This window comes from Streptomyces vietnamensis, from assembly GCF_000830005.1.
GTDB lineage: Bacteria > Actinomycetota > Actinomycetes > Streptomycetales > Streptomycetaceae > Streptomyces > Streptomyces vietnamensis.
Window position 1 is genome coordinate 3,493,073 of record NZ_CP010407.1, and the last position, 26,323, is coordinate 3,519,395.

General features: G+C 71.1%; 18 protein-coding genes, 1 tRNA gene and 1 pseudogene. 14 read left to right on the top strand and 6 right to left on the bottom strand.

All coding sequences use genetic code 11. From position 1 onward, the window contains the following. Positions 1-45: 45 nt before the first annotated feature. Together SVTN_RS15415 and SVTN_RS15420 are read right to left on the bottom strand one after the other, a co-directional pair. Positions 46-2,628 carry an SUKH-4 family immunity protein gene (locus tag SVTN_RS15415; RefSeq protein ID WP_041133918.1) on the bottom strand — a complete coding sequence of 861 codons (2,583 nt, stop codon included), beginning with the start codon at positions 2,626-2,628 and terminating at the stop codon, positions 46-48. Between the two features lie 7 nt (positions 2,629-2,635). Continuing rightward, on the bottom strand, positions 2,636-3,634 hold the full coding sequence (locus tag SVTN_RS15420) for an SMI1/KNR4 family protein (protein ID WP_078908366.1): 999 nt from the start codon (positions 3,632-3,634) through the stop codon (positions 2,636-2,638). Between the two features lie 247 nt (positions 3,635-3,881). On the opposite strand from SVTN_RS15420, the gene SVTN_RS15425 reads away from it, so the two are divergent. Beyond that, positions 3,882-4,394 (top strand): YwqJ-related putative deaminase, encoded by a 513-nt coding sequence (locus SVTN_RS15425; protein WP_041129620.1) that lies wholly within the window; start codon positions 3,882-3,884, stop codon positions 4,392-4,394. Positions 4,395-4,404: 10 nt separating this feature from the next. After that, positions 4,405-4,896: an SUKH-3 domain-containing protein gene (locus SVTN_RS15430; protein ID WP_041129621.1), complete on the top strand. Its 492-nt coding sequence runs from the start codon at positions 4,405-4,407 to the stop codon at positions 4,894-4,896. On the opposite strand, the gene SVTN_RS15435 is transcribed toward SVTN_RS15430, so the two are convergent. Then, positions 4,893-6,206 (bottom strand): sensor histidine kinase, encoded by a 1,314-nt coding sequence (locus tag SVTN_RS15435; RefSeq protein WP_041129622.1) that lies wholly within the window; start codon positions 6,204-6,206, stop codon positions 4,893-4,895. The genes SVTN_RS15430 and SVTN_RS15435 overlap by 4 nt on opposite strands. A 160-nt stretch (positions 6,207-6,366) precedes the next feature. On the opposite strand from SVTN_RS15435, the gene SVTN_RS15440 reads away from it, so the two are divergent. The 3 genes from SVTN_RS15440 to SVTN_RS15450 all read left to right on the top strand — a co-directional run bounded on the left by SVTN_RS15440 (position 6,367) and on the right by SVTN_RS15450 (position 9,088). Next, positions 6,367-6,437, top strand: a tRNA-Gln gene (locus SVTN_RS15440). Positions 6,438-6,546: 109 nt separating this feature from the next. Further along, the gene (glmU, locus tag SVTN_RS15445) at positions 6,547-7,992 is read left to right on the top strand and encodes a bifunctional UDP-N-acetylglucosamine diphosphorylase/glucosamine-1-phosphate N-acetyltransferase GlmU (RefSeq protein WP_041129623.1); all 1,446 of its coding nucleotides are present in this window, start codon (positions 6,547-6,549) and stop codon (positions 7,990-7,992) included. A 121-nt stretch (positions 7,993-8,113) separates the two neighbouring features. Further along, positions 8,114-9,088 (top strand): ribose-phosphate diphosphokinase, encoded by a 975-nt coding sequence (locus SVTN_RS15450; protein WP_030690291.1) that lies wholly within the window; start codon positions 8,114-8,116, stop codon positions 9,086-9,088. A 76-nt stretch (positions 9,089-9,164) separates the two neighbouring features. On the opposite strand, the gene SVTN_RS15455 is transcribed toward SVTN_RS15450, so the two are convergent. Next, a complete protein-coding gene (locus tag SVTN_RS15455; RefSeq protein WP_245727549.1) occupies positions 9,165-11,618 on the bottom strand; it encodes a S8 family peptidase in 2,454 nt (817 codons plus the stop codon). Positions 11,619-12,043: 425 nt separating this feature from the next. On the opposite strand from SVTN_RS15455, the gene SVTN_RS15460 reads away from it, so the two are divergent. The 4 genes from SVTN_RS15460 (at position 12,044) to SVTN_RS15475 (ending at position 14,817) form a co-directional block, all read left to right on the top strand. After that, positions 12,044-12,631, top strand: a complete 588-nt coding sequence (locus SVTN_RS15460) for a 50S ribosomal protein L25/general stress protein Ctc (RefSeq protein WP_041133919.1) — start codon at positions 12,044-12,046, stop codon at positions 12,629-12,631. A gap of 124 nt (positions 12,632-12,755) precedes the next feature. Further along, the gene (gene pth, locus SVTN_RS15465) at positions 12,756-13,352 is read left to right on the top strand and encodes an aminoacyl-tRNA hydrolase (RefSeq protein ID WP_041129625.1); all 597 of its coding nucleotides are present in this window, start codon (positions 12,756-12,758) and stop codon (positions 13,350-13,352) included. A 42-nt stretch (positions 13,353-13,394) separates the two neighbouring features. Continuing rightward, on the top strand, positions 13,395-13,838 hold the full coding sequence (locus tag SVTN_RS15470) for a hypothetical protein (RefSeq protein WP_041129626.1): 444 nt from the start codon (positions 13,395-13,397) through the stop codon (positions 13,836-13,838). Between the two features lie 121 nt (positions 13,839-13,959). Further along, on the top strand, positions 13,960-14,817 hold the full coding sequence (locus SVTN_RS15475; protein ID WP_041129627.1) for an LPXTG cell wall anchor domain-containing protein: 858 nt from the start codon (positions 13,960-13,962) through the stop codon (positions 14,815-14,817). Between the two features lie 72 nt (positions 14,818-14,889). Here SVTN_RS15475 and ppc read toward each other — a convergent pair whose 3' ends face one another. Further along, complete coding sequence (gene ppc / locus SVTN_RS15480) at positions 14,890-17,619, bottom strand: phosphoenolpyruvate carboxylase (protein WP_041129628.1); 2,730 nt, start codon at positions 17,617-17,619, stop codon at positions 14,890-14,892. Positions 17,620-17,860: 241 nt separating this feature from the next. On the opposite strand from ppc, the gene SVTN_RS15485 reads away from it, so the two are divergent. The 5 genes and pseudogenes from SVTN_RS15485 to SVTN_RS15505 form a co-directional block, all read left to right on the top strand. Then, positions 17,861-18,844 (top strand): acyl-CoA desaturase, encoded by a 984-nt coding sequence (locus SVTN_RS15485; RefSeq protein ID WP_174518260.1) that lies wholly within the window; start codon positions 17,861-17,863, stop codon positions 18,842-18,844. Then, positions 18,844-19,533, top strand: a complete 690-nt coding sequence (locus tag SVTN_RS15490; protein WP_041129629.1) for a TetR/AcrR family transcriptional regulator — start codon at positions 18,844-18,846, stop codon at positions 19,531-19,533. Before SVTN_RS15485 ends, SVTN_RS15490 begins: the two co-directional genes overlap by 1 nt. A 158-nt stretch (positions 19,534-19,691) precedes the next feature. After that, positions 19,692-21,407: an FG-GAP repeat domain-containing protein gene (locus SVTN_RS15495; RefSeq protein ID WP_041129630.1), complete on the top strand. Its 1,716-nt coding sequence runs from the start codon at positions 19,692-19,694 to the stop codon at positions 21,405-21,407. Positions 21,408-21,637: 230 nt separating this feature from the next. After that, positions 21,638-23,353, top strand: a complete 1,716-nt coding sequence (locus tag SVTN_RS15500; protein ID WP_041129631.1) for an FG-GAP-like repeat-containing protein — start codon at positions 21,638-21,640, stop codon at positions 23,351-23,353. Positions 23,354-23,668: 315 nt separating this feature from the next. Further along, positions 23,669-25,117 (top strand): annotated as a pseudogene (locus SVTN_RS15505) (FG-GAP-like repeat-containing protein); the annotation flags it as partial. Positions 25,118-25,359: 242 nt separating this feature from the next. On the opposite strand, the gene SVTN_RS15510 reads toward SVTN_RS15505, so the two are convergent. Then, positions 25,360-26,193 carry a trans-aconitate 2-methyltransferase gene (locus SVTN_RS15510; protein WP_041129633.1) on the bottom strand — a complete coding sequence of 278 codons (834 nt, stop codon included), beginning with the start codon at positions 26,191-26,193 and terminating at the stop codon, positions 25,360-25,362. Positions 26,194-26,323: the final 130 nt, after the last annotated feature.

The window sequence follows — 26,323 nt, forward strand, 5'->3', positions numbered from 1 at the left end:
GTCCACCCCTGCCTACAGCAGGCCTAGAGCAGACCTAGAGCAGACCTAGAGCAAGCCGTCCCACATCTGTTCGAGCAGCACCGACCACCAGTTCTCCGGCGACGACAGCGCCGCCGGATCCAGCATCGCCAACTGCGCCTGGAAATCGACCGTCCAGCGGCCCGCCTGCTCCGGGTTGAGCCCGAACCGCAGCCGCCACATCCGCCCGAGCAGCGCCATCGACCGCGTGAACTCCGGCAGCCCCGTGTTCACGAACTGCGGCGGCACCGACTGCCCGCCCGGACCGGCCTCCACCGGCACCGCCACGATGTGCGCGGTCCCGTACTGGACGCAGATCGCCCGCCCGAAGTCCGAACCGAGCACCAGGTACGAGCTCGCGTCCGGCGCGGCCTGGACCTGCCGCTGCGCCGCCAGCTCCGCCAGCGTCGGCACCACCGGCATCGCCGGCTGCGCCCAGAAGAACGGACCGAAATCCGCCGGAAGCCCCGCCCACACCAGCGTGCGCGCCACGATCTCCGGCACGCCCTGCCGGGACACCGCCCGCTGGTCGAACCGGAGGATCCCCGGACCGAACGCACCCGCCAGCTCCTGCGCGATCCCCTCCGGGGGGATCGGCGGCGCCGGCTGCACCTGCGGCAGCGGCGCCCGCACCGGAGCCGGACGCGCCGGACCGTCCGCGACCTGGTGCAACTCGCCCTGATGGGTCAGGAGTTGCTGCATGCCCTGCTGCCGGCCCGCGTGATCACGGCCGTACGGGGCGATGCTCGTGATCCGCGCCTGCGGCCACGTCTCCCGGATCATCCGCGCGCAGTAACCACCCGGCAGCTCACAGGACGCCAGCTCCGTGTGGAGTTCGAGCACCTGCTGCGGCGGCACGTTCATCGCCCGCAGCTCGTGCAGGATCTGCCACTCCGGATGCGGGGTGCCCGGCGCCGAACGCCGGATGATCTGCGCCTCCGAACCGTCCGGTGCCCGGTAGCGCAGCACCGCCTGGTAGCCGGGGCCGACCGTCGGCTGGCCCGTCGGCTGCGGATAGCCGTACGCCGGGGGTACGGGACCACCCGGAGGCACGGGACCGGGCGGCACGGGACCCGGGGGTACCGGACCGGGCGCGGGCGGCGGCGTGTGCCCGCCGTGCACCGGCGGCGCCGGAGCGGGCGGGGGCGGCGGACCGGCCGGACCACCCGGACCGGGGTGCGCCAGCATCGTCGCGGCATGCGCGATGCCGCCCGCGGGCGTGCCGCCACCCGGCACACCCGGCGGCGGCGGGGGCGGCGGAGGCGCGCCCGGACCGCCCTGGTTCGGATGGGCCAGCATCGTCGCCGCGTGGTGCACCGGCTGCGGCGGCGTCACCGGCCCCGGCGGGGCCGGCGGACCGGGCGGACCCGGCTGCGCGGGCGCGGGCGGCTGGGGCCCGTCCGGCCCGAGCTGCGACACCAGCTGCGTGGGGATGTACGCGTTGGAGCCCGACGAACCACCCGGCACCCCCGGAACCCCCGGCGGCGGAGGCGGCGTCGGACCACGCCCGGCCTTCGGCGGCAGCGCGGCCTTGCTCGTCGCGGCGTCCGCGATGTCCCCGGCCCCCGACACCGAGGGCGCGGGCGGCGGAGGCAGCGGCGCACCCGGACCGGCCTGAGCCGGGGCCGGGGCCGGAGCCGGAGCCGGCGAAGGCTGGGGCGCGGGCACGGGCGCGACCGGCGGCGTCGGCGGGGCCGGGGGCACCGCACCCGGAGCCGGCGCGGCCGGGTCGAGCCGGGGCGCGATCGCGGTCGGGGGCAGCGCACTGCCCCCCTTCATCAGGGCGGTCGGCGCGTCCGCGCCCACCACCGGCGGCGGGGCGTCCTCGTCGTCCGTACCCGACAGCGGCGGCGCGAAGACGGTCGCGGGCAACGGCACCGCCCCGTCCACACCCCCGGAACTCGCGTTCGCGTCCACCCACGGGCTGGACGACGCGGGAGCGGGAGCAGGCGGAGCCGGCGGGGCCACCGGCGCGGGCGTCGCCGCCGCAGGACTCTCCGCCGGAACGCCGTCCATCGCCGTCGGCTCGTACGCGTCGCCCTCCGGAGCCGCAGCCGCGACGGGCTCGGCAGCCGGAACCGGAGCCGCAGCGGCCTCCGAAGAAGAAGCAGAAGAAGCAGAAGAGGCAGACGAAGCCACCGAAGCCGAAGGCGTCACCGCATCCACCGCGTCCGACGCGTCGTCCACCGACGCCGACGCACTCGCGCTCTCCTGCGAGGCGTGCGACTCCTCCCTCGGCAGCCCGATCTTGTCCGCCGCGTCCTGCAGCCACTCCGGCGGACTCAACAGGAACGACGTCTGGTTCAGATCGATCCGCGCCGCCGGCACCGCCGCCTGCGCCGGAACCTCGTCCGTCGCCCCGTACTCCTCCTCGTACCGCCGGATCACCTCACCCACCGGCAGCCCCGGCCACAGCGTCGCCTCGCCACTGCGCGCGATCACCAGCCGCTGACGCCCGCCGTCCGACGTCGGACCGCCCTCGCGGTCCTCCGCCCACACCACGAACCCCAGCTCGAACTCCCGCACCCGCACCTCACGGTGCTGATACGCCGGCAGATCGCCGTTGATCCATTCCTCGGCGCGCTCCTGCGCCTGCGCGAACGTCACCACAGCCAGCTCACTCCCCCACCGGGACCACGGGCACGGCACGCGCGAAGCCGCCGTCCACCATCAGGTTCGCCACCGTCTCCAGCTCCGGCGGATTGCCCGCCAGACGCCCGAGGAACGCGTCGAAGTCCGCACCACAGGGCAGCAGCAGCCGCTCCACCCGCTCGTTCACCGTCCAACCGGCCGCCACCTCGCCGGAGTCCCGCGCGTCGTCGTACGCGCAGAACCACACCGAACCGACCGCCGCACCCCGCACCTTCAGCGCGATCAGACCGCCCTGGACGAAGGCGACACCCAGATAGTCCTTCGTCAGATGGTCACGCAGACACTTGTTGACATAGACGAGGTCATTGACCCCCGCCTCCTCCCGCACCGTGAAGAACGGCTGGTCGACCAGCAGCCCCAGCTCCGCGTCGAGCGCCGCCCCCACCGGAGCGCACCCGCCCGCCGCCTTCAGGAAGGAGCGGTACGCCCCCGGCAGCCGGTAGCCGAGATCCTCCTCGACCCCCTGCAACTGCTGCTCCGACACCGACACCCGGCCCTTCGGCAGCCCGAAGTGCACCGGCCGGGTCTCCTGCAGCGGACGCGTACCCCGCTTCGACTGGTCGACCGCAGCCGTCGCCACCCCACCGTGGTGCCGAAGGAGCGCCTTCACCTCGACCGGGACCAGCTCCATCCGCCGCGACCGCGCCACGTGGTGCCAGGTCCAGCCGTGCGGCGTCGCCACCGCCGGGATCGAGTCCCACAGCTCATGACCCGTCGCCGCCATCGCCGCGTTCGCCGACACGTAGTCCGTCAGACGCAGCTCGTCGACACCGAAACCCTCCGGCGGATCGGCGATCTCCGCCGCCGCCCGCGCGTACGGCGAGAAATCCGGGTAGCCGTGCTCGTCCACCCGTACCCCCCTGGGGTGACGGGAAGCACGCACCGGATCCGGGAAATGCACGACCTGCCCGGCGTAGGCCGCGTTCGGTGGCGCGGTGTCCTGCCCGAGCCGACCTGTCGTCATGGCGGTTGCCCCCTGCACTGGCGTCGCTGACTGCTACTACCGACTGATCCCGCACAGCCTATGCGCTGCCACAAGACCCCGAACGGCCCCCGCCCGGCGGTGACCGAATGTCACGACGCCATGACAGGCCCACCATGATTCCGACACACCGAAGACGCGTTTCGCCGCCCCAGCTTCCCCATATGGCTCCCTATTTGGCAGGCTGTCCACGCAACTCGGGGGATTGCAGGAGGGGAAGACCAGCACCATGCACGCAGCAACAACGCCCACACAGGGTGACCCACGCCTCAACTGGAGCAGCGACGCCGAGGCGAGCCGCGCACCCTTACTGCGACACCGCCGCGACGGAATCCTCCCCACCGTCGGAGCCGCCCTCTCCGTCCGCGGCGAAACCCTCACGTGCACCGCGGGCCGCGGCGACCGGCCCCCCGTCCTGCACGCCCTCGTCCAGGACTTCCTCGACACCCTCACCAGCAGCCAGCGGGAACGCTTCACCGGCCGCTGCCCCGAAGCGATCCTGCTCTCCCGGCACCTCACCGCCACCGAGAACAACCGCTCCAAGCGCGCCCAGCGCAAACCGCTCACCCACAGCGAGGCCCGCCGCTCCCTCAAGCACGCCAAACTCACCGCACGGCGCATCCGCGAGGACGGCGACCCGCTCCACGGCAGTTACGCGGCACCCTGCCGCTCCTGTACGGCGATGCTCGCCCACTTCGGTGTCCGCGCCGTCGACCCCACCACGCCTGTCGAGAACGGCTGACCGCACACCCATGCCCGACCACCTCAGCACCACCCGCTTCCCGGTCAACGTCGACGCCGCCCTCCGCGAGGCCGGCTGGCAGCCCGGCCGCTGGGACATCAAGCTCGCCGAAGAATGGGCCGACACCCTGCGCGCCCACATCTCCCCCGCGGGCCACCGGCACAGCGTCTTCCCCGCCGCCGTCGAAGCCTGGGCCGAATTCGGCGGCCTGCGCATCACCGCACCCGGCCACGGCCGGCAGATAGCACCCGCCGCCGTCCGCTTCGACCCCCTCGCCGGACTCCACCTCTCCCGCACGCTGGCCGACCTGGGCCGCGCCCTCGACACGGAGCTCGCCCCGCTCGGCGAGGAGGGCGAACACCAGGCCGTCCTCGCCATGGACATCGAAGGCCGCGTCTACAGCCTCGACCACGCGGGCGACTGGTACCTCGGCCGGGACATCGACGCGGCCCTGTCCACCCTGATCACAGGAGCCCAGCCGACCCGCCTTACGGCGGGCTAGGCGGACCCCGTCGGCAACACCGCCGACACCTTGAACCCACCCGCATCGGTGGACCCGGACACGAACACACCCCCGAGACGCACGACCCGCTCCCGCATCCCGACCAGACCGTTCCCACCGCTCGGCAGCCCCGCATCGGCCACCGCGGCATCGGAGGGCCCGTTCTCCACCTGCATCGCGACCTCGGCATCCCGATGCGCCAGCCGCACCACGACCTTCGCCCCCGCCGCATGCTTGTGGACGTTCGTCAACGCCTCCTGCACCACCCGGTACGCCGTCCGCTCCACCTCCGGGGCATACGGACGCGCCGCACCGACCACCACCAGCTCCACGGCCGCCCCCGCCAGCCGCGACTGCTCACACAGGGCCTCCAGGGCATCCAGACAGGGCCCGTCCTCGGCGGCGGCCTCGGCAGCGGCAGCAGCGGCCCGCCCCACGGCGGCCAGGGGAACGGCGGCAGGAGCGGCAGGAACGGCCTCCTCCCGGAGCACCCCCAACATCTCCCGCAACTCGGTCAAGGCCTGCCGCCCCATGTCCCCGACCAAGGCCGCGTTCCGCACGGCCTTCTGCGGATCCTTCAAGGCGACCGCCTGCAACGCCGCCGCATGCACCACCATCAACGACACCCGGTGCGCCACGACGTCATGCATCTCCCGCGCGATCCGCGTCCGCTCCTCCTGCCGCGCCCACTGCGCCCGCTGCTCGGCCCGATCCGCGAGCAGCGAAAGCTCCTGCTCCAGCGAGTCCGCCCGCTCCCGCAGACTCTCCATGAGCCGGCGCCGGGCCCCTATGTAGAGCCCGAAGAGAACCGGCGGCGCGTTGAGCCCGAGCGTCATGAAGAGCGCGACGCTCGGCACGTACCAGCCACTGGGATCGATGTCCGGCGGCCCGACATCGGCCTGGGCCACGTCCTGCCGCATCCGCACGACGGTCACGACGAACACGGCGAGCGTCGACATCCCGGCGAGAGCGGCCGTGATCCGCCGGGGCACGTCGGAGGCGGCGAGCGAGTACAGCCCGACGATCCCCATGAAGAAGCCCATCTCGGCGGGCGCGACGGCGATCGACACGAGCACGACGACGATCGGCCACCGCCGCCGCACGAGCAGCACGGCCCCGACGACCAGCCCGAACAGCACCCCCACGGGCACGGGCAGCGAAGCCTTGTCGGCGAACCCGACACCCTCGACGGCACACTCCAGCGCGGACACGGCCGCGAGCCCGACATCGAGGACGGCACTCCGCCGTCTCCCCCACCACCACCAACTCCCGACGCCCTCGGCGTCCCGATCTGCCCCCGTTGTGGTCATACCCACCACCCTACGGGCGAGGCCGCCCCGGCCACGGCTGCCTCGTGATCCAAATCCTCGGGAGCGCCGATCCGTACCGTCGCATCGAGGGGGTCCGGTGCGGCATAGTAGGGGCCGTCCCGATTACCCCAACAGGGAATCGGGCATTGCTGGCGAACCATCCCGGATCGTCTAAGGGCAGGACAAATGGTTTTGGTCCATTGAATGAGGGTTCGAATCCTTCTCCGGGAGCCCACCAGTGCGGGTCCTGACCGTCCAGGTCAGGACCCGCACTCATGTCCGCCTCCTTGCCCCCCGGTATCCTGCGTGGGTCCACCACCCAAAGCCGAAGGGCATTCCCGTGAGCGCCAACCGCCCGGCAGCCGTCGTCGTCCTCGCAGCGGGTGAGGGCACCCGCATGAAGTCGAAGACCCCCAAGGTCCTGCACGAGATCGCCGGGCGTTCGCTCGTCGGGCACGTCGTGTCCGCCGCCCGGGAGCTGGAGCCCGAGCACCTCGTCGTCGTCGTCGGGCACGCCCGGGAGCTCGTGAAGGAGCACCTCGACGCGTACTACGCCGGGACCCGGACCGCCGTCCAGGAGCAGCAGAACGGCACCGGGCATGCGGTGCGGATGGCGCTGGAGGAGCTCGTCGAGGTGCCCGAGGGGACCATCGTGGTCGTCTGCGGTGACACTCCGCTGCTGTCCGGGGAGACGCTCAAGGCCCTCGCCGACACCCACGCCGCCGACCGCAACGCCGTGACCGTGCTGACCGCCGAGGTTCCGGACTCCACCGGGTACGGGCGGATCGTGCGGGACGCCGACGGTGCCGTCACCGAGATCGTCGAGCACAAGGACGCCTCCGCCGCCCAGCTCGCGATCCGGGAGATCAACTCCGGTGTGTTCGCGTTCGACGGGAAGCTGCTCGCCGAGGCCCTGGGTCAGGTGCGGACGGACAACAGCCAGGGCGAGGAGTACCTCACCGACGTGCTGTCGATCCTCCGTGAGGCCGGTCACCGGGTGGGGGCGTCGCTCGCCGGTGACCACCGCGAGATCCTGGGGATCAACAACCGGGTGCAGCTCTCCGAGGCCCGTGCCCTGCTGAACCAGCGGCTGCTCGAGCGGGCCATGATGGCCGGTGTGACCGTCGTGGACCCCGCGTCCGTCTTCGTGGACGTGACCGTGACCTTCGAGGCCGACGCGGTGATCCTGCCGGGTACGCAGCTGCACGGGGCCACGCACATCGCCGAGGACGCGGTGGTCGGCCCGAACACGCGCCTGACGGACGTCACCGTGGGCAAGGGCGCGCGGGTGGACAACACCGTGGCCTTCTCCGCCGTGATCGGTGAGAGCGCGTCCGTGGGGCCGTTCGCGTACCTCCGTCCGGGGACGAACCTCGGGAAGAAGTCGAAGGCCGGTACGTACGTCGAGATGAAGAACGCGACGATCGGCGAGGGCACGAAGGTCCCCCACCTGTCGTACGTGGGCGACGCGACGATCGGCGAGTACACGAACATCGGCGCCGCGAGCGTGTTCGTGAACTACGACGGCGAGGCGAAGCACCACACCACGATCGGCTCTCACTGCCGTACGGGTTCGGACAACATGTTTGTGGCTCCCATCACCATCGGGGACGGGGCCTACACCGCCGCGGGGTCCGTGATCACGAAGGACGTGCCGGCCGGTTCGCTCGCCGTGGCCCGGGGCCAGCAGCGGAATATCGAGGGTTGGGTGGCCCGGAAGCGGCCCGGCAGTGCTGCCGCGCAGGCCGCTCAGGTCGCCTCTGAGGAGTCCGCCGGCGAAAGCTGACCGGAAACGGGTACGTCGAACTCGGCGTACCGTGATACGTGCACACAAATTCGGCTGGCACGCACATGCGCTCGGAAGGCGCGGGATCGCGGCCAGAGAACACGTCTGAGGAGACAGTGCTGTGACCGGGATCAAGACGACCGGCGAGAAGAAGCTGATGCTCTTCTCCGGCCGCGCCCACCCCGAGCTGGCCGAGGAGGTCGCGCACCAGCTGGGCGTCGGTCTCGTTCCGACCAAGGCGTTCGACTTCGCCAACGGTGAGATCTACGTCCGCTTCCAGGAGTCGGCGCGCGGCGCGGACTGCTTCCTGATCCAGAGCCACACGGCTCCGATCAACAAGTGGATCATGGAGCAGCTGATCATGATCGATGCTCTGAAGCGGGCTTCCGCCCGGAGCATCACCGTGATCATTCCGTCGTACGGCTACGCCCGTCAGGACAAGAAGCACCGTGGTCGCGAGCCGATCTCGGCGCGTCTGGTGGCGGACCTGCTGAAGACGGCGGGTGCGGACCGCATCCTGACCGTGGACCTGCACACGGACCAGATCCAGGGCTTCTTCGACGGTCCGGTGGACCACCTGTCGGCCCTTCCGGTCCTGGCGGACTACGTGGGTGCGAAGGTCGACCGCGAGAAGCTGACGATCGTGTCTCCGGACGCGGGTCGCGTGCGGGTCGCCGACCGTTGGTGCGACCGTCTGGACGCGCCGCTCGCGATCGTGCACAAGCGCCGTGACAAGGACGTCGCGAACCAGGTGACGGTGCACGAGGTCGTCGGTGACGTGAAGGGCCGTGTGTGTGTCCTGGTGGACGACATGGTCGACACGGGTGGCACGATCTGCGCCGCCGCCGACGCGCTGTTCGCGCACGGTGCCGAGGACGTCATCGTGACGGCCACGCACGGCATCCTGTCGGGTCCGGCCGCGGACCGGCTGAAGAACTCCAAGGTGAGCGAGTTCGTGTTCACGGACACGCTGCCGGTGCCGGGCGCCCTTGAGCTCGACAAGATCACGGTGCTTTCGATCGCGCCGACGATCGCGCGCGCGGTGCGCGAGGTGTTCGAGGACGGTTCGGTGACGAGCCTCTTCGAGGAGCACTGAGCCGTAGGCTTGCACGCATGACCGAGAGAAGGGCCGCCTCCCGTGGGAGGCGGCCCTTCCGGTTTCTGCGGACCGTCTACCGGGCGATGGTGAAGACCGGCGACGTGAAGGTCTCGGTGTCGGCCGGGCCGGTGCCGAGCGCCTTCAGTACGGTCAGCCGCAGGACGTACTGCCCGTTGGGCACGGTGACCGGCGTGTTGCCCCTCCTCGTCTCACCGTTGAAGGGGAAGTAGTAGAAGTCGTCCTGCGCGGCGTCGCGCGCGAGGTACTGCAGGTCGACCGCCCTGCCCCAGTTGCGGCCGTTGTCGGCCTGGAAGACGTCGACGCGCAGTCGGCGCGCCGGGTGGTCGAGGTGGGCGAGCACGTACGGGATGTTCTGCGCGCCGGCCATCGAGAAGGTCGCGGAGGCCGGCGGCACCTTCTGGAAGTCCGTCCCGGTCAGTCGGGCGAGCCAGGGGAAGCCGTTGGCGGTCGGGGTCAGGACCGGGATCGACTGGTAGTCGCCCTTGAAGCCGGTGTAGGGGACGCGGAAGACCTGGCCGGGGTCCTGGGTGTCGGTGAAGGTCAGGTAGCCGCCGTAGAGTCCGCGGTCCGCGAGCGAGGCGGGCGCCGTGATCGTGGCGGTGACGGTGGCGCTGCCGCCGGGCGGCACGGTCACCTGGGTGACGGGGTTCCCGCCCGAGGTGAAGGCGACGCCGGCCGCCGCGTCGTGCTGGGTGACCTGGTAGGTGTTCGGTCCGGTGGCCCGTGCGGGCGCGTGGGTGAGCTGGTACGTCCGCGCCACGTTGGTCTGGTTGCGGACCGTGAGGGTCCGGGCGGCGGGTCCTGCCTGGCTCTCGCCGAGCGAGAGCTTGCTCGGTTCGATCCGCGCCTTCGCGAGGACCGCGCCGGGGATGTCGAGCATGCCGCCGCCCTGGCGGTGCACGTTGTCCAGGGCGCCGGCGGCGCCGGCCTGCGGTTTCGGGTCGGCGGTGTTCTGCAGGAGGGTGCGCACGGTCCCGGGGGGCGTGCCGGGTTTGGCCTGCAGCAGCAGGGCGACGCCGCCGGCGACGTGCGGGGACGACATGGAGGTGCCGCTGAGCGTGGCGTAGCCGCCCTTTTCGACGGGGAAGGTGGAGCGGATGAAGCCGCCGGGGGCGCCGAGGTCGGGCTTGAGCACGAGGTCGGGGGTCGGCCCGTACGAGCTGAAGTCCGAGATCTGGTTGCCGGTGGCGTTCGGGAACGCGGCCCTGTCCGCGGTCCAGGTCATGGTGACCGGTCCGGCGGCCAGCCGGCCGTCGATCAGGGCGCCCTCGGTGTCCGAGACACCGACCACGGGGATGGTCAGGGCGGGTTCGCCGGGGGCGCTGCCGGAGAAGCGTCCCGGCCTGTTGTTGTAGATCACGACGCCGGTCGCTCCAGCGAGCTCGGCGTTGCGTGCCTTGGTGTGGAAGGGGCAGGTGCCGCGCCGGACGAGGGCGACCTTGCCGGTGAGGCTGCCGGCCGGCAGGGGGTCGCAGGCGTCGTCGGCCGTGGTGGGCGTGCCGGTCCGGGCCATGGGGAAGCTGCCGCTGGTGGGCGGCGGCGGTGTGCCCTGGAGGGGCTCGTATCCGATCTTGGTGCCGTCCGGGGTGATGGTGAAGTACGGCAGGTTGGTGTGCGTGTTGTCGAAGGAGGCGACGCCGATGACCTGGTTGCCGACGCCGGGGGCGCCGGCGGAGTAGAGGCCGTTCGTGCCGTTGTTCCCGATGGACGCGACGACCGGGACGCCCCTGCGGACGAGTCGGTCGGCGCCCTGGGCGACGGGGTGCGTCGGCCAGGCGAAGTCGAAGCCGATGGACATGTTGACCACGTTCACCCGGTCGGCGTAGGCCCGCTCCAGCGACTGCAGGACGACGTCGTCGGTCGTCTCGCCCTCGCATCCGAAGACCTTGTACGCGCGGAAGGTGACGTCGGGTGCGACGCCGGTGACCTGGCCCTTGGCCCCGACGATGCCGGCCACGTGGGTGCCGTGGCCGTCGCAGTCGTCGGGGTTGGCGTCCGGGACGGGGGTCGCGTCCCCGCCGGTGAAGGCGTCGCCGACGAAGTCGTATCCGCCGACGACGCGGCAGCCGGGGCCGAAGCAGCCGCCGAGGTCCGGGTGGTCGTAGTCGATGCCGGTGTCGATCACGCCGACCTTCACGCCGGCGCCGGTGAGCCCGAGCTCGTTCTGCGCGACGTCGGCGCCGGTCATGGCGATCGCGGTGGCCAGCCGGGGTGCGGCGGGCTTCTTCCTCGGGGGAAGCGCGACGGTGCCGACCGGGTAGATCGCCTTGACGCCCCGCATCTGGGACAGGGTGTCGAGCTGCGAGCCGGCGATCTTGATCGAGAGTCCGTTCCAGAGGGTGTCGAAGGACCGGCGCTCGGTGAACTTCAGCCCTCTCCTCCGGGCCTCCCTGCGGAACGCGTCCTTCTCGTCCCTGGTCGTGCTCATGCGGGCGCCGTCCGCCGTCGGCGGGCTCTGGAGTTCGACGAACCACAGGTCCGTGTTCTCCGCCGCGGACCGGGGCACGGACGGCCCGTCCTGCGCGGACGCGGTCGGTGCGGCGAGTATCACCGAGGCGGCCGACAAGAGTGCGAGTGCACGGACAACGGGACCGGTTCTCCTGGGCATGTCTCCTCCGTCGCGAGGTGGCGTCTTCCGTCGACGCCCGCGACGTGGTTCTCCCTGGGCCGGCCGGATTCGACGCCTGCTCGTCGCGCATGCCGCTCCGATGACGCAGCGGATGACGCCACCGGGCGGTACGGCCCGGCCCCCGGGTTGATCCAATTGGGTGGGACGGCGGGTGGCCGGTAGACTGCCGTAGTTGCTCGGCGAGGGAGGCCGTGCCCGTAGAGGGTCACGGCGGTCCGTTATCGACGCGCTCTTCGTAGCAGGCCATCGCCAGTCGTGGCCGGGTGACCACCTTTTTCGTCACCTTCTACGAGGAGTGCAACATGTCCGAGGTCAAGCTCGCCGCTTCCGTCCGTACCGAGTTCGGCAAGGGCGCCGCCCGCTCGATCCGCCGTGCCGCCCAGGTTCCCGCCGTCGTCTACGGCCACGGCTCGGAGCCGGCCCACATCACCCTCCCGGCCCACGACCTCGGCCTCGCCCTGCGTACGCCGAACGTCCTGCTCTCCCTGGACATCGAGGGCAAGAACGAGCTGGCGATCCCGAAGGCCGTCCAGCGTGACGCCATCAAGGGCTTCCTGATCCACGTCGACCTGCTCCTCGTGAAGCGCGGCGAGAAGGTCACGGTCGAGATCCCGGTCCAGGCCGAGGGTGAGCTGGCCGCCGGCGGCAACCTGCTGGAGCACGTGCTCGGCACCCTGTCCGTCGAGGCCGAGGCCACCCACCTCCCCGAGGCCGTCACGGTCTCCGTCGAGGGCCTGGAGGCCGGCGCCTCCGTCCTCGCGAAGGACATCACCCTCCCGAAGGGTGCCACCCTGGTGACCGACGCCGACGCCGTCGTCCTGCAGGTCCTGGCCGCGCAGGCCGAGGAGCCGGCCGCCGAGGGCGAGGCCGCCGAGGGCGCCGAGGCCTGAGCCGTAGGCTCTGCCTGACGTGACGGGGTGATGGGCCGTACGGGCCCGTCACCCCGTTTCTCTTGTACGGATCTTGTACGAACACCCGGACACGCGGATACCGGATACGAGGAGAGCTGCGCACATGACGGACGACGCGAACGCCCCCTGGCTGATCGTCGGTCTCGGCAACCCGGGGCCCGAGTACGCCGCCAACCGCCACAACATCGGCTTCATGGTCGTGGACCTGCTCGCGGACCGGATCCGCGGCTCGTTCAAGCGGGCGCAGAAGGCGCAGGCGCAGGTCGTGGAGGGCCGGATGGGGCCCCCCGGGCCTTCGAGCCGCCGGGTGATCCTCGCGAAGCCGATGTCGTACATGAATCTCTCGGGCGGTCCGGTGACGGCCCTGCGGGACTTCTACAAGGTGCCGACGGCGCACGTGGTGGCGATCCACGACGAGCTGGACATCGACTACGGGGTGCTGCGGCTGAAGCTGGGCGGCGGCGACAACGGGCACAACGGTCTGAAGTCGATGACGAAGGCGATGGGTGCGGAGTACCACCGGGTGCGGTGCGGGATCGGGCGTCCGCCGGGCCGGATGCAGGTGGCGGACTTCGTCCTGAAGGACTTCTCGTCGACGGAGCGCAAGGACCTGGAGTGGTTCGTGGACCGGGCGGCGGACTCGGTGGAGTGTCTGGTGGCGGAGGGCCTGGAGCGGGCCCAGTCGGCGTACAACTCGTAGGGCCGGCGGTCGCGGCGCAGTACGACTGTACGATCGCGGGTCATGACGCACGTCCGTACCGCAGCCGTGGCGCTGGTCGCCCTGTTCCTCGTCGTCGCGGGTGCCTGGGCCTCGTGGAACTCCGCCCAGCACGTCCTGCTCGCGAAGGGCCGGGAGCACGGGACGCTGACGGTGACCGATTGCACCGACGACACGTGCAGTGGCCGGTACGCCCCGGAGGATCCGTCGTCGACGCGCCGGACGCTGACGATCGTGCACTCGGTGGCGGCGGAGAAGGGCGCGACGATCCCGGTGGTGGTGAAGCCGGGTACGGACGAGGGGGTGCGGACGGGCTGGGGCGGCGGCCTGCACGCCTGGCTTCCGTTGGGCGGGGCGCTGTTGCTCGCGGCGCCGTTGGTGGGCGGCGGGATGCGGCTGCCGCGAACGGCGTGGTCGCTGGCGGGGGTTGGCGGGGCGGTGTTGGTGGCGACGTTCTTGGCGCTCTGACCCGTTTAAACCCCTTTCCTGGGCCAATCGTTATGGACCTCTGGCTTAAACCTGGCTTAAAGCGATGGATAGGCTGCCCCAGCCACCTCCCACGGCATCCTCATCCCACAGATGGACGACTATGCGACGCTCCCTCATCCCCGCAGCCGCTCTTGTCGCGGCCATGGCGGGCTCCGTGATCCTCGCCCCCACCGCCTTCGCCTCGCAGGGTCCCAAGAACCCCAACGGCGACAACGGCACGGTGAAGATCCACGACGCCAAGACCGGCGAAGAGCTCATGAAGAATGAGCCCCACGTCTGCACCTTCTACCTCGACGGCTTCAAGTTCGACGGTGCACAGAAGGTCGACTGGACCATCACGGGCCAGGCGCCGACGAAGGACCTGGAAGGCACCTCCGGCTCGCTGACCCTGGACGGCACCGGTCACGAGCGCACCGCCGACCTGTCTCTTCCGGACGGCCACTACAAGCTGGACTGGAAGTTCGACAACGAGAAGGGCAACACCGGCAAGCACAAGGTGTTCTGGGTCGACTGCGAGGAAGAGTCGACCGGCGGCACCACCGGTGAGCAGACCACGGGCGGTTCCACGACCGGCGAGCAGACCACCGGCGGTTCCACGACCGGTGAGCAGACCACGGGTGGCTCCACCACCGGCGAGACCACCTCCACGGGCGGTTCCACCACCGGTGAGACCACGACCGGCGGGACCTCCACCACCGGTGGCGACACGGCCACGGGTGGCTCCACCACGGGCGAGCAGACCACCGGTGGTTCGACCGCCGGCGGTTCGACCTCGGGTGAGTCCGCCAACGGCGGTTCCACCGCCGGCGGTTCGGCCACCGGCGACACCAAGGGTGAGGGCAACCTCGCCGAGACGGGTTCCAGCGCGCCGGTCGGCATCCTCGCCGCCGCCGCCCTGGCCCTCGCGGCCGCCGGTGCGGTCCTGGTGACCCGCCGTCGCAAGGCCACCCAGAACTGACGTACCGCGTAGGACGACGGAGCCCCCGCCGGATTCCCCGGCGGGGGCTCTGTCATGCGTACGGAAGGACCGTCAGCCGGTGTTGCGGAGGCCCGCGGCCACGCCGTTCACGGTGAGGAGCAGGGCCCGTGCGAGCAGCGGGTCCGGGTCTTCGCCGCGCTCGGCGGCCGCGCGCTGGCGGGCGAGGAGGGCGACCTGGAGGTAGGAGATCGGGTCCAGGTAGGCGTCGCGGATGGCGAAGGTCTGCTGGAGGACCGGGTTGGAGTCGAGGAGCTTCTCGCCGCCGGTGACCTTGAGGACCTCGGCGACGGTCAGCGCGTGTTCGGCCTCGATGGTGTCGAAGACGTGCTTGAGGTTCTCGGGGACCAGGGTGTCGACGTAGTGGCGGGCGATCCGCAGGTCCGTCTTGGCGAGCGTCATCTCCACGTTGGAGAGGAAGTTGCGGAAGAAGCCCCACCGCTCGTGCATCTCGCCGAGGACGGCGTCGAGGCCGGCCTCGCGCAGGGCCTTGAGGCCGGAGCCGACGCCGTACCAGCCGGGGACGATCTGGCGGGACTGGGTCCAGCCGAACACCCAGGGGATGGCGCGGAGTCCGTCGAGTCCCGCGCCGGAGTCGGGCCGGCGGGAGGGCCTGGAGCCGAGGTGGAGGTCGGCGAGCTGGTCGACGGGGGTGGCGGCGAAGAAGTACGCGGGGAGGTCGGGGTCCTCGACGAGCCTGCGGTACGCGGTGTGGGCGGCGTCGGAGACGGTGTCCATGGCCGCGTCCCAGCGGGCGAGGGCCTCGTCGGACTGGCGCGGGGCGGTGTGCAGGGCGGAGGCCTGGAGCGTGGCGGCGACCGTCAGTTCCAGGTTCTCGCGGGCCAGCGACGGGATCAGGTACTTGTCGGAGATGACCTCGCCCTGCTCGGTCACCTTGATCTCGCCCTCCAGGGTGCCCCAGGGCTGGGCGAGGATCGCGTCGTGCGAGGGGCCGCCGCCGCGGCCGACGGTGCCGCCGCGGCCGTGGAAGAGGCGCAGGCGGACGCCGTAGCGGTGGGCGACGTCGCGGAGGCGGCGCTGGGCGCGGTGGATCTCCCACTGGCTGGTGGTGATGCCGCCGAACTTGGAGGAGTCGGAGTAGCCGAGCATGACCTCCTGGACGTCGCCGCGGAGCGAGACGAGGCGCCGGTAGGAGGGGTCGGCGAGCATGTCGTCGAGGATGACGTCGGCGGCCTTGAGCTCGTCGGTGGTCTCCAGGAGCGGCACGATGCCGATCTTGGCCCAGCCTCCGTGCAGGTCGATGAGGCCGGCCTCGCGGGCGAGGACGGCGGCGGCGAAGACGTCGTCGGCGCCCTGGCACATCGAGATGATGTACGACTCGATGACCTCGGGGCCGAAGCGCTCGAAGGACTCCTTGATGGTGTGGAAGACGCCGAGGGTCTTCTCGCCGGCGGCGTCGAGCGGGGCCGGGGTGGGGGCGAGGGGGCGGCGGGAGCGGAGTTCCTTGGCGAGGAGCTTCTGCCGGTAGTCGCGGGGCATGTCGGCGTACCGCCAGGACTCCTCGCCGAGGCGGTCGAAGAGCTGGCCGAGGGCGTGGTGGTGGGCCTCGGCGTGTTCGCGGACGTCCATGGTGGCGAGCTGGAGGCCGAAGGCGGAGAGGGTGCGGATGACCCGTTCCATGCGGCCGTCGGCGAAGAGGGCGCCGCGGTGCTCGCGCAGGGAGGTCTGGATGAGGGTGAGGTCGCGGATGAGTTCGGCGGTGCCGAGGTAGTCGCGGCCGTCCTGGTGGGGGGTGCCGTGGGCGAGGCGCTCGCGGGTGTTGACGAGCTTCTGCCGGATGCAGGTGGCCTTGAGCCGGTAGGGCTCCTCGGCGTTGAGGCGCTTGTAGCGGGGGCTGATCTCGGGGAGGAGTTCCAGGTCGCGCTGGAGGGAGTCCAGGAGTTCCTGGGTGGCTCCGGTGTAGCGGATGGAGTTGGAGAGCAGTCCGCGGAGGAAGTCGACGAGTTCGAGGGCGTCGGTGATGCCGTGCTCGTGCTGGAGGATCAGGACGTCCCAGGTCACCTGGGGGGTGACGTTGGGGTTGCCGTCGCGGTCGCCGCCGATCCAGGTGCCGAAGGTGAGGGGGCGGGTGCCGGAGGGCAGTTCGACGCCGACGCGCTCCAGTTCGGCGGCGAGGTCCTCCAGGACGTCGCCGACGGCGTTGGCGTGCAGCTCGTCGAGGTAGTAGATGGCGTTGCGGGCCTCGTCGGCGGGCTCGGGGCGGACGACCCGGAGTTCGTCGGTCTGCCAGATGAGGTCGATGTTCTCGGCGAGCCGCAGGTCGGTGCGGCGCCGCTCGGACTGGCTGACCGGGGTCTCCAGGAGGGCGGCGATGCGGCGGAGCTTGTTGAGGACGGAACGGCGGGCGGCTTCGGTGGGGTGCGCGGTGAAGACGGGCCGTACGTTGAGGTTCTTGACGGTCTCGCGGACGTGCTCGGGGTCGCCGTCCTTGAGCATGTCGGCGGTGCGGGCGAGGAGGCCGCCCTCGGCGGCGCGCTTCTCGCGCATCTCGCGGCCGCGGTGGACCTGCTCGGTGACGTTCGCGAGGTGGAAGTAGGTGGAGAAGGCGCGCACGAGCTTGGCGGCCGTCTCGAGTTCGACGCCTCGGAGCAGCTCGGCGGCGGCCTCGCCGTCCTCGCGGGTGAGGCGGCGGACCTTCTCGACGAGGTCGAGGAGTTCGTGGCCTTCCTGGCGCACGAGGGTCTCGCCGAGAAGATCGCCCAGTCGGCGGATGTCGGCGCGCAGCTCGGTGCTGGCGGTGGAGGTCTGGTCGGCACTGCTCACAGGTGCGGCTCCTTGCAGTGTTTGAGCACGTCTGGAGGGGTTCTGGAGGCTTGCGGACCGCGCTGTCCGACGTCCCCAGGATAGGTGTCCACATGGTGGGCGGCGGGCAGGCCCCTCTTTGTGCCCTCTTGCCGCGCGCCACGGCGCTGCCATACTTACGACGCCGTAGGTTACGGAGGCGTAGCCACGGCTTCGTGCTTCGACGCGTTTCCCCTGTTTTCACTCACCCCCAGGGACACCCATGACCATGAGCCCCGAGCTGACGTCGGCGTCCGCGACGCCGGACGACACCGCGGCCCTGCCCTCCGCCACGCTGGGCGGGGACAGCAAGCGTTCGATCGAGCAGATCACCCTGCTGCTGTTCATCACGGTGCCGTTCCTGGCGCTGCTCGCGGCGGTGCCGCTGGCCTGGGGCTGGGGGGTGAGCTGGCTGGATCTGGGGCTGATGGTGGTCATGTACTACATCGGCTGCCACGGGATCACGATCGGTTTCCACCGGTACTTCACGCACGGTTCCTTCAAGGCGAAGCGGCCGCTGCGGATCGCCCTCGCGATCATGGGTTCGCTGGCGGTGGAGGGTCCGCTGGTGCGCTGGGTGGCGGACCACCGCAAGCACCACAAGTTCTCGGACGCGGAGGGCGACCCGCACTCGCCGTGGCGGTTCGGCGAGACGGTTCCGGCGCTGATGAAGGGCCTGTGGTGGGCTCACATCGGCTGGATGTTCGACGAGGAGCAGACGCCGCAGCACAAGTACGCGCCCGATCTGATCAAGGACCCGGCGATCCGGCGGATCTCGCGCCAGTTCGTGCTGTGGACGGTCGTGTCGCTGGCGATCCCCCCGCTGGTGGGCGGTCTGGTGACGATGTCGTGGTGGGGCGCGTTCACGGCGTTCTTCTGGGGCTCCCTTGTCCGGGTGGCGCTGCTTCACCACGTGACCTGGTCGATCAACTCGATCTGTCACGCGGTGGGCAAGCGTCCGTTCAAGTCGCGTGACCGCTCGGGCAACGTGTGGTGGCTGGCGGTGCTGTCCTGCGGCGAGTCCTGGCACAACCTGCACCACGCGGACCCGACGTCGGCCCGGCACGGGGTGCTGCGGGGCCAGGTCGACTCCAGTGCACGCCTTATCCGCTGGTTCGAGCAGCTGGGGTGGGCGAGCGATGTGCGCTGGCCGGCGAAGTCCCGCATCGAAGCCCGCCGCCAGAGCGCCCCCGCAGACGCGGCATGATGGAAGACGTGGCGATCGAGGGCAGGACCGGCGGTACCGACAGCAGCGGCGGAGAGCAGAAACCCCGGCGGAGCCGCCGGGTGCGGATGACGGGCGCGGAGCGCCGGGAGCAGTTGCTCGACATCGGTCGCAGGCTCTTCGCGGAGAAGGGCTTCGAGGGCACGTCGGTGGAGGAGATCGCGGCGAAGGCCGGAGTCTCCAAGCCGGTGGTGTACGAGCACTTCGGCGGCAAGGAGGGGCTGTACGCGGTCGTGGTCGACCGCGAGATGCGCCAGCTCCTCGACGGGGTGACGGGGGCGCTGACGGCGGGGCATCCGCGGGAGCTCCTGGAGCAGGCGGCGTTCGCACTACTCGACTACATCGAGAACTACACCGACGGGTTCCGGATCCTCGTACGGGATTCGCCGGTCGCGCAGTCGACGGGCACGTTCGCGTCGCTGATCAGCGACATCGCCACGCAGGTGGAGGACATTCTCGGTCTGGAGTTCAAGGCCCGGGGCTTCGACCCGAAGCTGGCGCCGCTGTACGCGCAGGCGCTGGTGGGCAGTGTGGCGCTGACGGGCCAGTGGTGGCTGGACGTCCGCAAGCCGAAGAAGGCGGAGGTCGCGGCGCACCTGGTGAACCTGGCGTGGCACGGGCTCGACGGTCTGGAGCAGAAGCCGCGGTTGATAGGGCACCGGAAGAACTGAGCCGCGGGCGGGGGCGGGCGGGTCGGCGGCGCGCCGGGCCGCGCGAGCTGACGGAGTGGGGAAACCGACTGGACTCCCCACTTCCGCGCATGGATACACTCCTCCCTCACATCTGGGGGGGTGTCCGCCCTCCCGTACGTTCCCCAGGGGGGGATCTTTTGCGTTCCGCTTTCTCCGGGCGTGCCCGTCGTGTCACCACCTGCACCGCGCTCGCCCTCTCCGCCGGCATGCTGCTTGCGTCTCCCGCCGTGGCCGACTCGGCGCCGCGGCCGCCGCGGCCCGTCGTGGAGCCGCAGCGCGGCGACTCGGCGCCGGCGAACCTCGACCTGTCGCCGCTGGCCGGCACGGCCGATACGGCCCGCGCGGCCGAGGCGACGGCCGTCGTGGCGCCGCGTTTCGACGTGGACGGCGACGGCAAGACCGACCTGATCCACCGCAAGTGGAACGGCTGGACGTACGTCGCACCGTCCTCGGGGACGGCTCCGACCGTGTTCGACACCAGCGGCACGGTCCTGGACCTCGATCTCGTTCCGCTCGGCGACCAGACCGGGAACGGCAAGCCCGAGGTGCTGTCGCTCACCGCGACCGGTTCGCTCCAGCTGTACGTGGACGCGACCTCGACCACGGGATCGTTCGCCTGGTCGGGCAGCGGCTGGAACATCTACAACAAGGTGTTCTCGCCCGGTGACGTCGACGGTGACGGCAAGGCGGACCTGCTGGCCCGGCAGTACAACGGCGAGCTGTACTTCTACCGGTGGACCGGCAACGCGACGGCGCCGTTCGCCGGCCGGGTGAAGGTGGGTTCGGGCTGGGGCGCGTACGACCAGCTCGTCGGTCTCGGCGACAACGACGGCGACGGGAAGGGCGACCTTCTCACCCGCGACACGGCCGGCAAGGTGTACTTCTACGGCAGCACCGGCTCCACGGCCGCGCCGTTCAAGCCCCGCAAGGAGCTCGGCGGCGGCTGGAACATCTACAACCAGATCGTCGCCGCCGACGACGTCAACGCCGACGGCCGGGCCGATCTGCTCGCGCGTGACCAGAGCGGTGCCCTGTGGGGCTACAACGGGCGCGGCAACGGCACGTTCGAGACGCGGGTGAAGCTCACCGGCAGCTGGCTCAACGTGGACCAGTTCGGCGGGGCGGGCAACATCCCGGCCGCCGGCAAGACCGCGTTCCTCGCCCGCGACAAGGCCGGGACCCTGTTCTGGTACGGCGGCGAGAACAACGGCAAGCTGACCGCGCGCGAGCAGCAGGGCAGCACCGGCGGCTGGGCCGGCGCGAACCTGTCGTTCGTCTCCGCGCTGGACGGGGGCCCGTACGCGGACCTTCTGGAGATCTACCAGGGCCACCTCTACAACCGCGAGCGTGACCTCGGCGGCGGCTGGCAGATCTACAACCTGCTCGCCGGGCCGGGCGACCTGTCCGGTGACGGCAAGTCCGACCTGCTGGCCCGCGACAGCGCCGGTGTCCTGTGGCTGTACCAGGGCAACGGCTCGGGCACGGGCTTCGCCTCCCGGATCAAGGTCGGCAGCGGCTGGGGCGGGTACAACCGGATCCTCGGCGCGGGTGACTTCTCGGGCGACGGGCGTGCGGACGTCGTGGTCCGTGACGGCTCCGGCAACCTGTACCTGTACAAGGGCACCGGCTCCAAGACCGCTCCGTTCGCCGGGCGCGTGCGGATCGGCACGGGCTGGGGCACGTACACCAAGCTGGTGGCGCCGGGCGACCTGAACGGCGACGGCAAGGCCGACCTGCTCGGGGTGACCGCGGCGGGCGACCTGTACCGGTACCTGGGCACGGGCACGAACGCCGCCATCACCCCGCGGGTGAAGATCGGCTACGGCTTCCAGACCTACGCCAACCTGTACTGACCTGTACTGACCTGCATTGACGTGGCCTCGGGCGCCCCGTACCGGAACTCCGGTGCGGGGCGTCCGCGCGCGTGAGTAGACTCCCGTCCAGCATCCGACGAGGGGTGCTCCCGACCTGTGAACGAGGTCGTCTCCGCGCGGCCGCCACCGCCGGCCGCGCCGACGCCGTTCCCTGCTGTGCGAGCCCCCGTCCGGTTCCGTCGCACCTCTGATTCCCTGGGGGGGATCTCTTGTCTTTCCCGCACTCCACGCGCGCGCGTCGGCTCGCCGCCTGCACCGCGCTCGTCCTCTCCGCCGGCATGCTCCTCGCGGGCCCGGCCTCCGCCTCCACCGGCACTCCGGCCCCGCACCCGGCCGTCGAGAAGCCGGCCGACTTCACCCCGCCGTCGCTGACCCGTCCGGGGGCCGGCGCGGCCCGTGCGGGCGCCGCCGCGGCCACCGGTGTCGGTGCCTCTCCGCAGCTGTCGGACTTCGACGGCGACGGCAGCGGCGACCTGATCTACCGCGGCTGGGACGGCAACGTCTACACCGCCCCGACCTCGGTCCAGGGCGGCCAGTTCGGGTCCTTCGCGGCGCAGCCCCCGAAGGACGTCGTCCCGATCGGCAACCAGGACGGGAACGCCAGCGGTCCCGAGGTCCTCACGCTGTCGCAGACGGGCACGCTGAGCCTGTACGCGGACGCCACGCCCACGGGCGGTTCGCGGGTCTGGCAGGGCTACGGCTGGGGCATCTACAACAAGCTCGTCGCGCCCGGTGACGTGAACGACGACGGCCGCGCGGACCTGGTCGCCCGCGACCACGACGGCAACCTGTGGCTGTACTACGCGACCGGCAACCGCACCGCGCCGTTCTCCGCGCGGGTGAAGCTCGGCCCTGGCTGGAACGCCTACGACCAGCTCCTCGGCATCGGCGACGACAACGGGGACGGCTGGGCGGACCTGCTGGGCCGCGACAGCTCCGGCACCCTGTGGTTCTACGCCGGTACGGGCGACAAGTCCAAGCCCTTCGCCACCCGCAAGTCCATCGGCGGCGGCTGGGGGGTCTACAACCAGATCTTCCCCGTCGGCGACGACAACGGCGACGGCAACGGCGAGCTGATCGCCCGCGACGTCAAGGGCACGCTCTGGTACTACACCGGCAAGGGCGACGGCACCCTCGGGACCCGCGTGCAGGTGAGCGACACGGGCGGCTGGGCCGAGGTCCCGCAGTTCGGCGGGGCGGGCAACAACCCGGTCCTGGGCAACAAGGAAGGCGTCCTGGCGCGGGACAAGGCCGGGACGATGTTCTGGTACGGCGTCACCGGCGGCAAGCTGGGCACCCGCAGCCAGGTCGGTGACACGGGCGGCTGGGCGGGGGCCGACTTCACGCACCTGTCCTCGATGGACATGGACGCCTCGTCCGACATCTCGGAGGTCTACCAGGGCGTCCTCTACATCGCGAACAACCGCATCGGCAGCGGCTGGGGCGTCTACAACGCGATCGTCGGCCCGGGCGACCTGTCCGGCGACGGCAAGGGCGACCTGCTTGCCCGCGACACCTCCGGCAACCTGTACCTGTACAAGGGCAACGGCGCCGGCACGGCGCTCTCCTCCCGCATCAAGGTCGGCAGCGGCTGGGGCGGGTACAACAAGCTCGTCGGCGCGGGTGACTACACGGGCGACGGCCGCACGGACCTGCTGGCCCGCACCTCCGGCGGCGACCTGTACCTGTACCCGGGCACGGGCGTCGAGGCCACGCCGTTCGGAACCCGCAGGTTCATCGGCAGCGGCTGGAACGCGTACACCAAGATCGTCGCCCCCGGCGACCTCGACACCGACGGCAAGGCCGACCTGCTCGGCATCACCTCCGGCGGCGACCTCTACCGCTACCTGAACACCGCCCCCGCCAAGTTCTCCCTCCGGACCGGCCTCGGCTCGGGCTGGAGCATCTACAACAGCGTGTCCTGACACCCCGGGACCCGAGGGCGCCCCGTACCGGACTCGGAGTCCGGTGCGGGGCGCCCGTCGTTCATCCGGAGATCACTGGCGCCAGGAGCGCGCGTGAGTACACTCGTGTCCAACATCCGGGGGGGGTGTTCCGACCTTCGAACGAGGTCGTCTCCACGTGCCCACTGGCCTGCGCTGACGCCGTTCGATGCTGTGCGAGCCCCCCTGTTTGGTTCCGTCGAACCTCTAGGTCCCTGGGGGGATCTCTTGCTGTTCCAGCGCTCCAAGCGTGCGCGCCGCGTCGCCGCGTGCACCGCTCTCGCCCTCTCCGCCGGCATGCTCCTCGCGGGCCCCGCGTCCGCCGACACCCCGGCTCCCGTCCCGTCGATCCAGAAGGAGGCGCCCTCCTTCACGCCGCCGAAGCTGGTGCTGCCGAAGGCGGACCGGGCCGGCACCGCCGCGGCCGACGCCACCTCCCTGCCGCTGTCCGACCTGGACGGCGACGGCATCGAGGACATCATCTTCCGCACGACGGAGGGGCTGCTCTTCACGAGCACGTCCAGCGGTGGTGGCGACGTCTTCGACATCGGCCGTGACTTCGACGTCGCCAAGGACATCATCCCGATCGGCCAGCAGGGCGGCACCTCGACCGCCCCCGAGGTGCTCGTCCTCTCCGAGAACGGCACGCTCACCCTGTTCCGCGACGCCGCCGAGACCGGCACCGCGTCCAAGTCCGTGGTGGGCACCGGCTGGCAGATCTACAACAAGATCACCTCGCCCGGTGACGTGAACGCGGACGGCCGCGCCGACGTGCTCGCCCGCACCAAGGACGGCCAGCTGTACCTGTACCTGGCCACCGGCAACCTGTCCGCGCCGCTCGGCTCCCGGATCAGTGTCGGCAGCGGCTGGGGCGTCTACGACCAGCTCGTCGGCGTCGGCGACGCCACCGGCGACGGCAAGGCCGACCTGTACGCCCGTGACACCGCCGGCACCCTGTGGTTCTACGCCGGCACCGGCAGCACCACCGCGCCGTTCGGCGCCCGCAAGTCCATCGGCGGCGGCTGGGGCGGCTACAACCAGATCCTGCCCGCCGGCGACGGTGAGGTCCTCGCCCGGGACAACGCGGGCACGCTGTTCTACTACCCGGGCACCGGCACCGGCACCCTGGCCCCGCGCCAGCAGATGGGCGCGGCCGGCGACTGGGTGGGCATCCAGCAGTTCGCGGGCGCCGGCAACAACCCGTACACGGGCAAGGAAGGGATCATCGCGACCACCGTCGGCGGCACGATGTACTGGTACTACAACAGCACCACCGGCAAGCTGGACCCGCGCATCGCGATGGGCGACGAGGGCATGTGGTCGGGTCTGAACCCGATCCACCTGTCCTCGCTCAACCCCGACGCCATGTCCGACATCGCCATCCAGCTCGACGGCGACATGTGGATCGACGACCACGACTTCGGCAGCGGCTGGGGCGTCTACAACGCGATCATCGGCGCCGGTGACCTGTCCGGCGACGGCAAGGGCGACCTGCTGGCCCGCGACCGCTCCGGCTACCTGTACCTGTACAAGGGCAACGGCACCGGCACCGCGCTCGCGACCCGCATCAAGGTCGGCAGCGGCTGGGGCACGTACAACAAGCTCGTCGGCGCGGGTGACTACACGGGCGACGGCCGCACCGACCTGATCGCCCGCACCACGGGCGGCGACCTGTACCTGTACCCGGGCACGGGCGTCGCGACCACGCCGTTCAAGACGCGCGTGAAGATCGGCACCGGCTGGAACACCTACTCCAAGCTGGTCGCCCCCGGCGACCTCAACGCCGACGGCAAGGCCGACCTCCTGGGCATCACCTCGGGCGGCGACCTCTACCGCTACCTGAACACCGCGCCGGCCAAGTTCGGCACGCGGGTCAAGCTCGGCTCGGGCTGGGGCGGTTACAACACCGTCCAGTGACCTGCGGGTTCGACCCTGCGGGCGCCCCGCACCGGATCATCCGGTGCGGGGCGTCCCCGCGTTCACGCCCTTCAGGGCTTCTTGCGGGCGACGGCGAAGATGCGGCGGAAGGGGAAGACGGTGCCGTGCGGGCCGGGTGGGTAGGCCTCGCGGAGGAGCGCGCGGTACTGGGCGAGGAAGGCGTCGATCGCCTCCTGGTCGTCGGCCAGGGTGGTGAGGACGGGCCGCAGCGCGGTGCCCTTGACCCAGTCGAGGACGGGGTCCTCGCCCTGGAGCAGCTGGCAGTACGTGGTCTCCCAGACGTCCGTCTCGCAGCCGAGGTCGGTGAGGCGGGTGAGGTAGTCGGCGGTGTCGAGGATGTGGACGAAGCGGCGGCCCTGGTCGCCGAGGCGGGCCCGCCACTCGGGGGTCTCGCAGAGTTCGCCGAGCAGGGCGTGGCTGGGCGAGGTGAAGTTGCCGGGGACCTGGAAGGCGAGGGTGCCGCCGGGGCGGAGGCCGTCGATCCAGACGGCGAAGGACTCGGGGTGGTTGGGGACCCACTGGAGGGCGGCGTTGGAGACGATCAGGTCGTAGGGCTCGTCGGGGGTCCAGTGGGCGGCGTCGGCGGGGCGGAAGTCGAGCCAGCCGCCGCCGCGGGTGGTGCCCGCCCAGTCCTTCTCGGCGCGTTCCAGCATCTCGGGCGAGAGGTCGAAGCCGGTGATGTGGGCGTCGGTCCACCGGTCGGCGAGGAGGGCCGTCACGTTGCCGGGTCCGCAGCCGAGGTCGGCGATGCGGGCGGGCCTGTCCTGGGCGGGCAGCCGCGGTATTCGGGCGAGCAGGTCGAGGAACGGGCGGGTGCGGTGGCCGGAGTGACGGAGGTACTGCTGCGGATCCCAGGTCGGTGCGGCGGTTTCCACGGAATGCATGTTCGAAGCCCCCTTGCTGGCACGAGTTGCCGAAGCGGAACGAGTTCCGGCGGGGTCCCTTCCCCATAGTCCAGGAAAATATATCTCGAAACCAAGATACTTGATATCGAGAAACTCGAACACAAGAGAC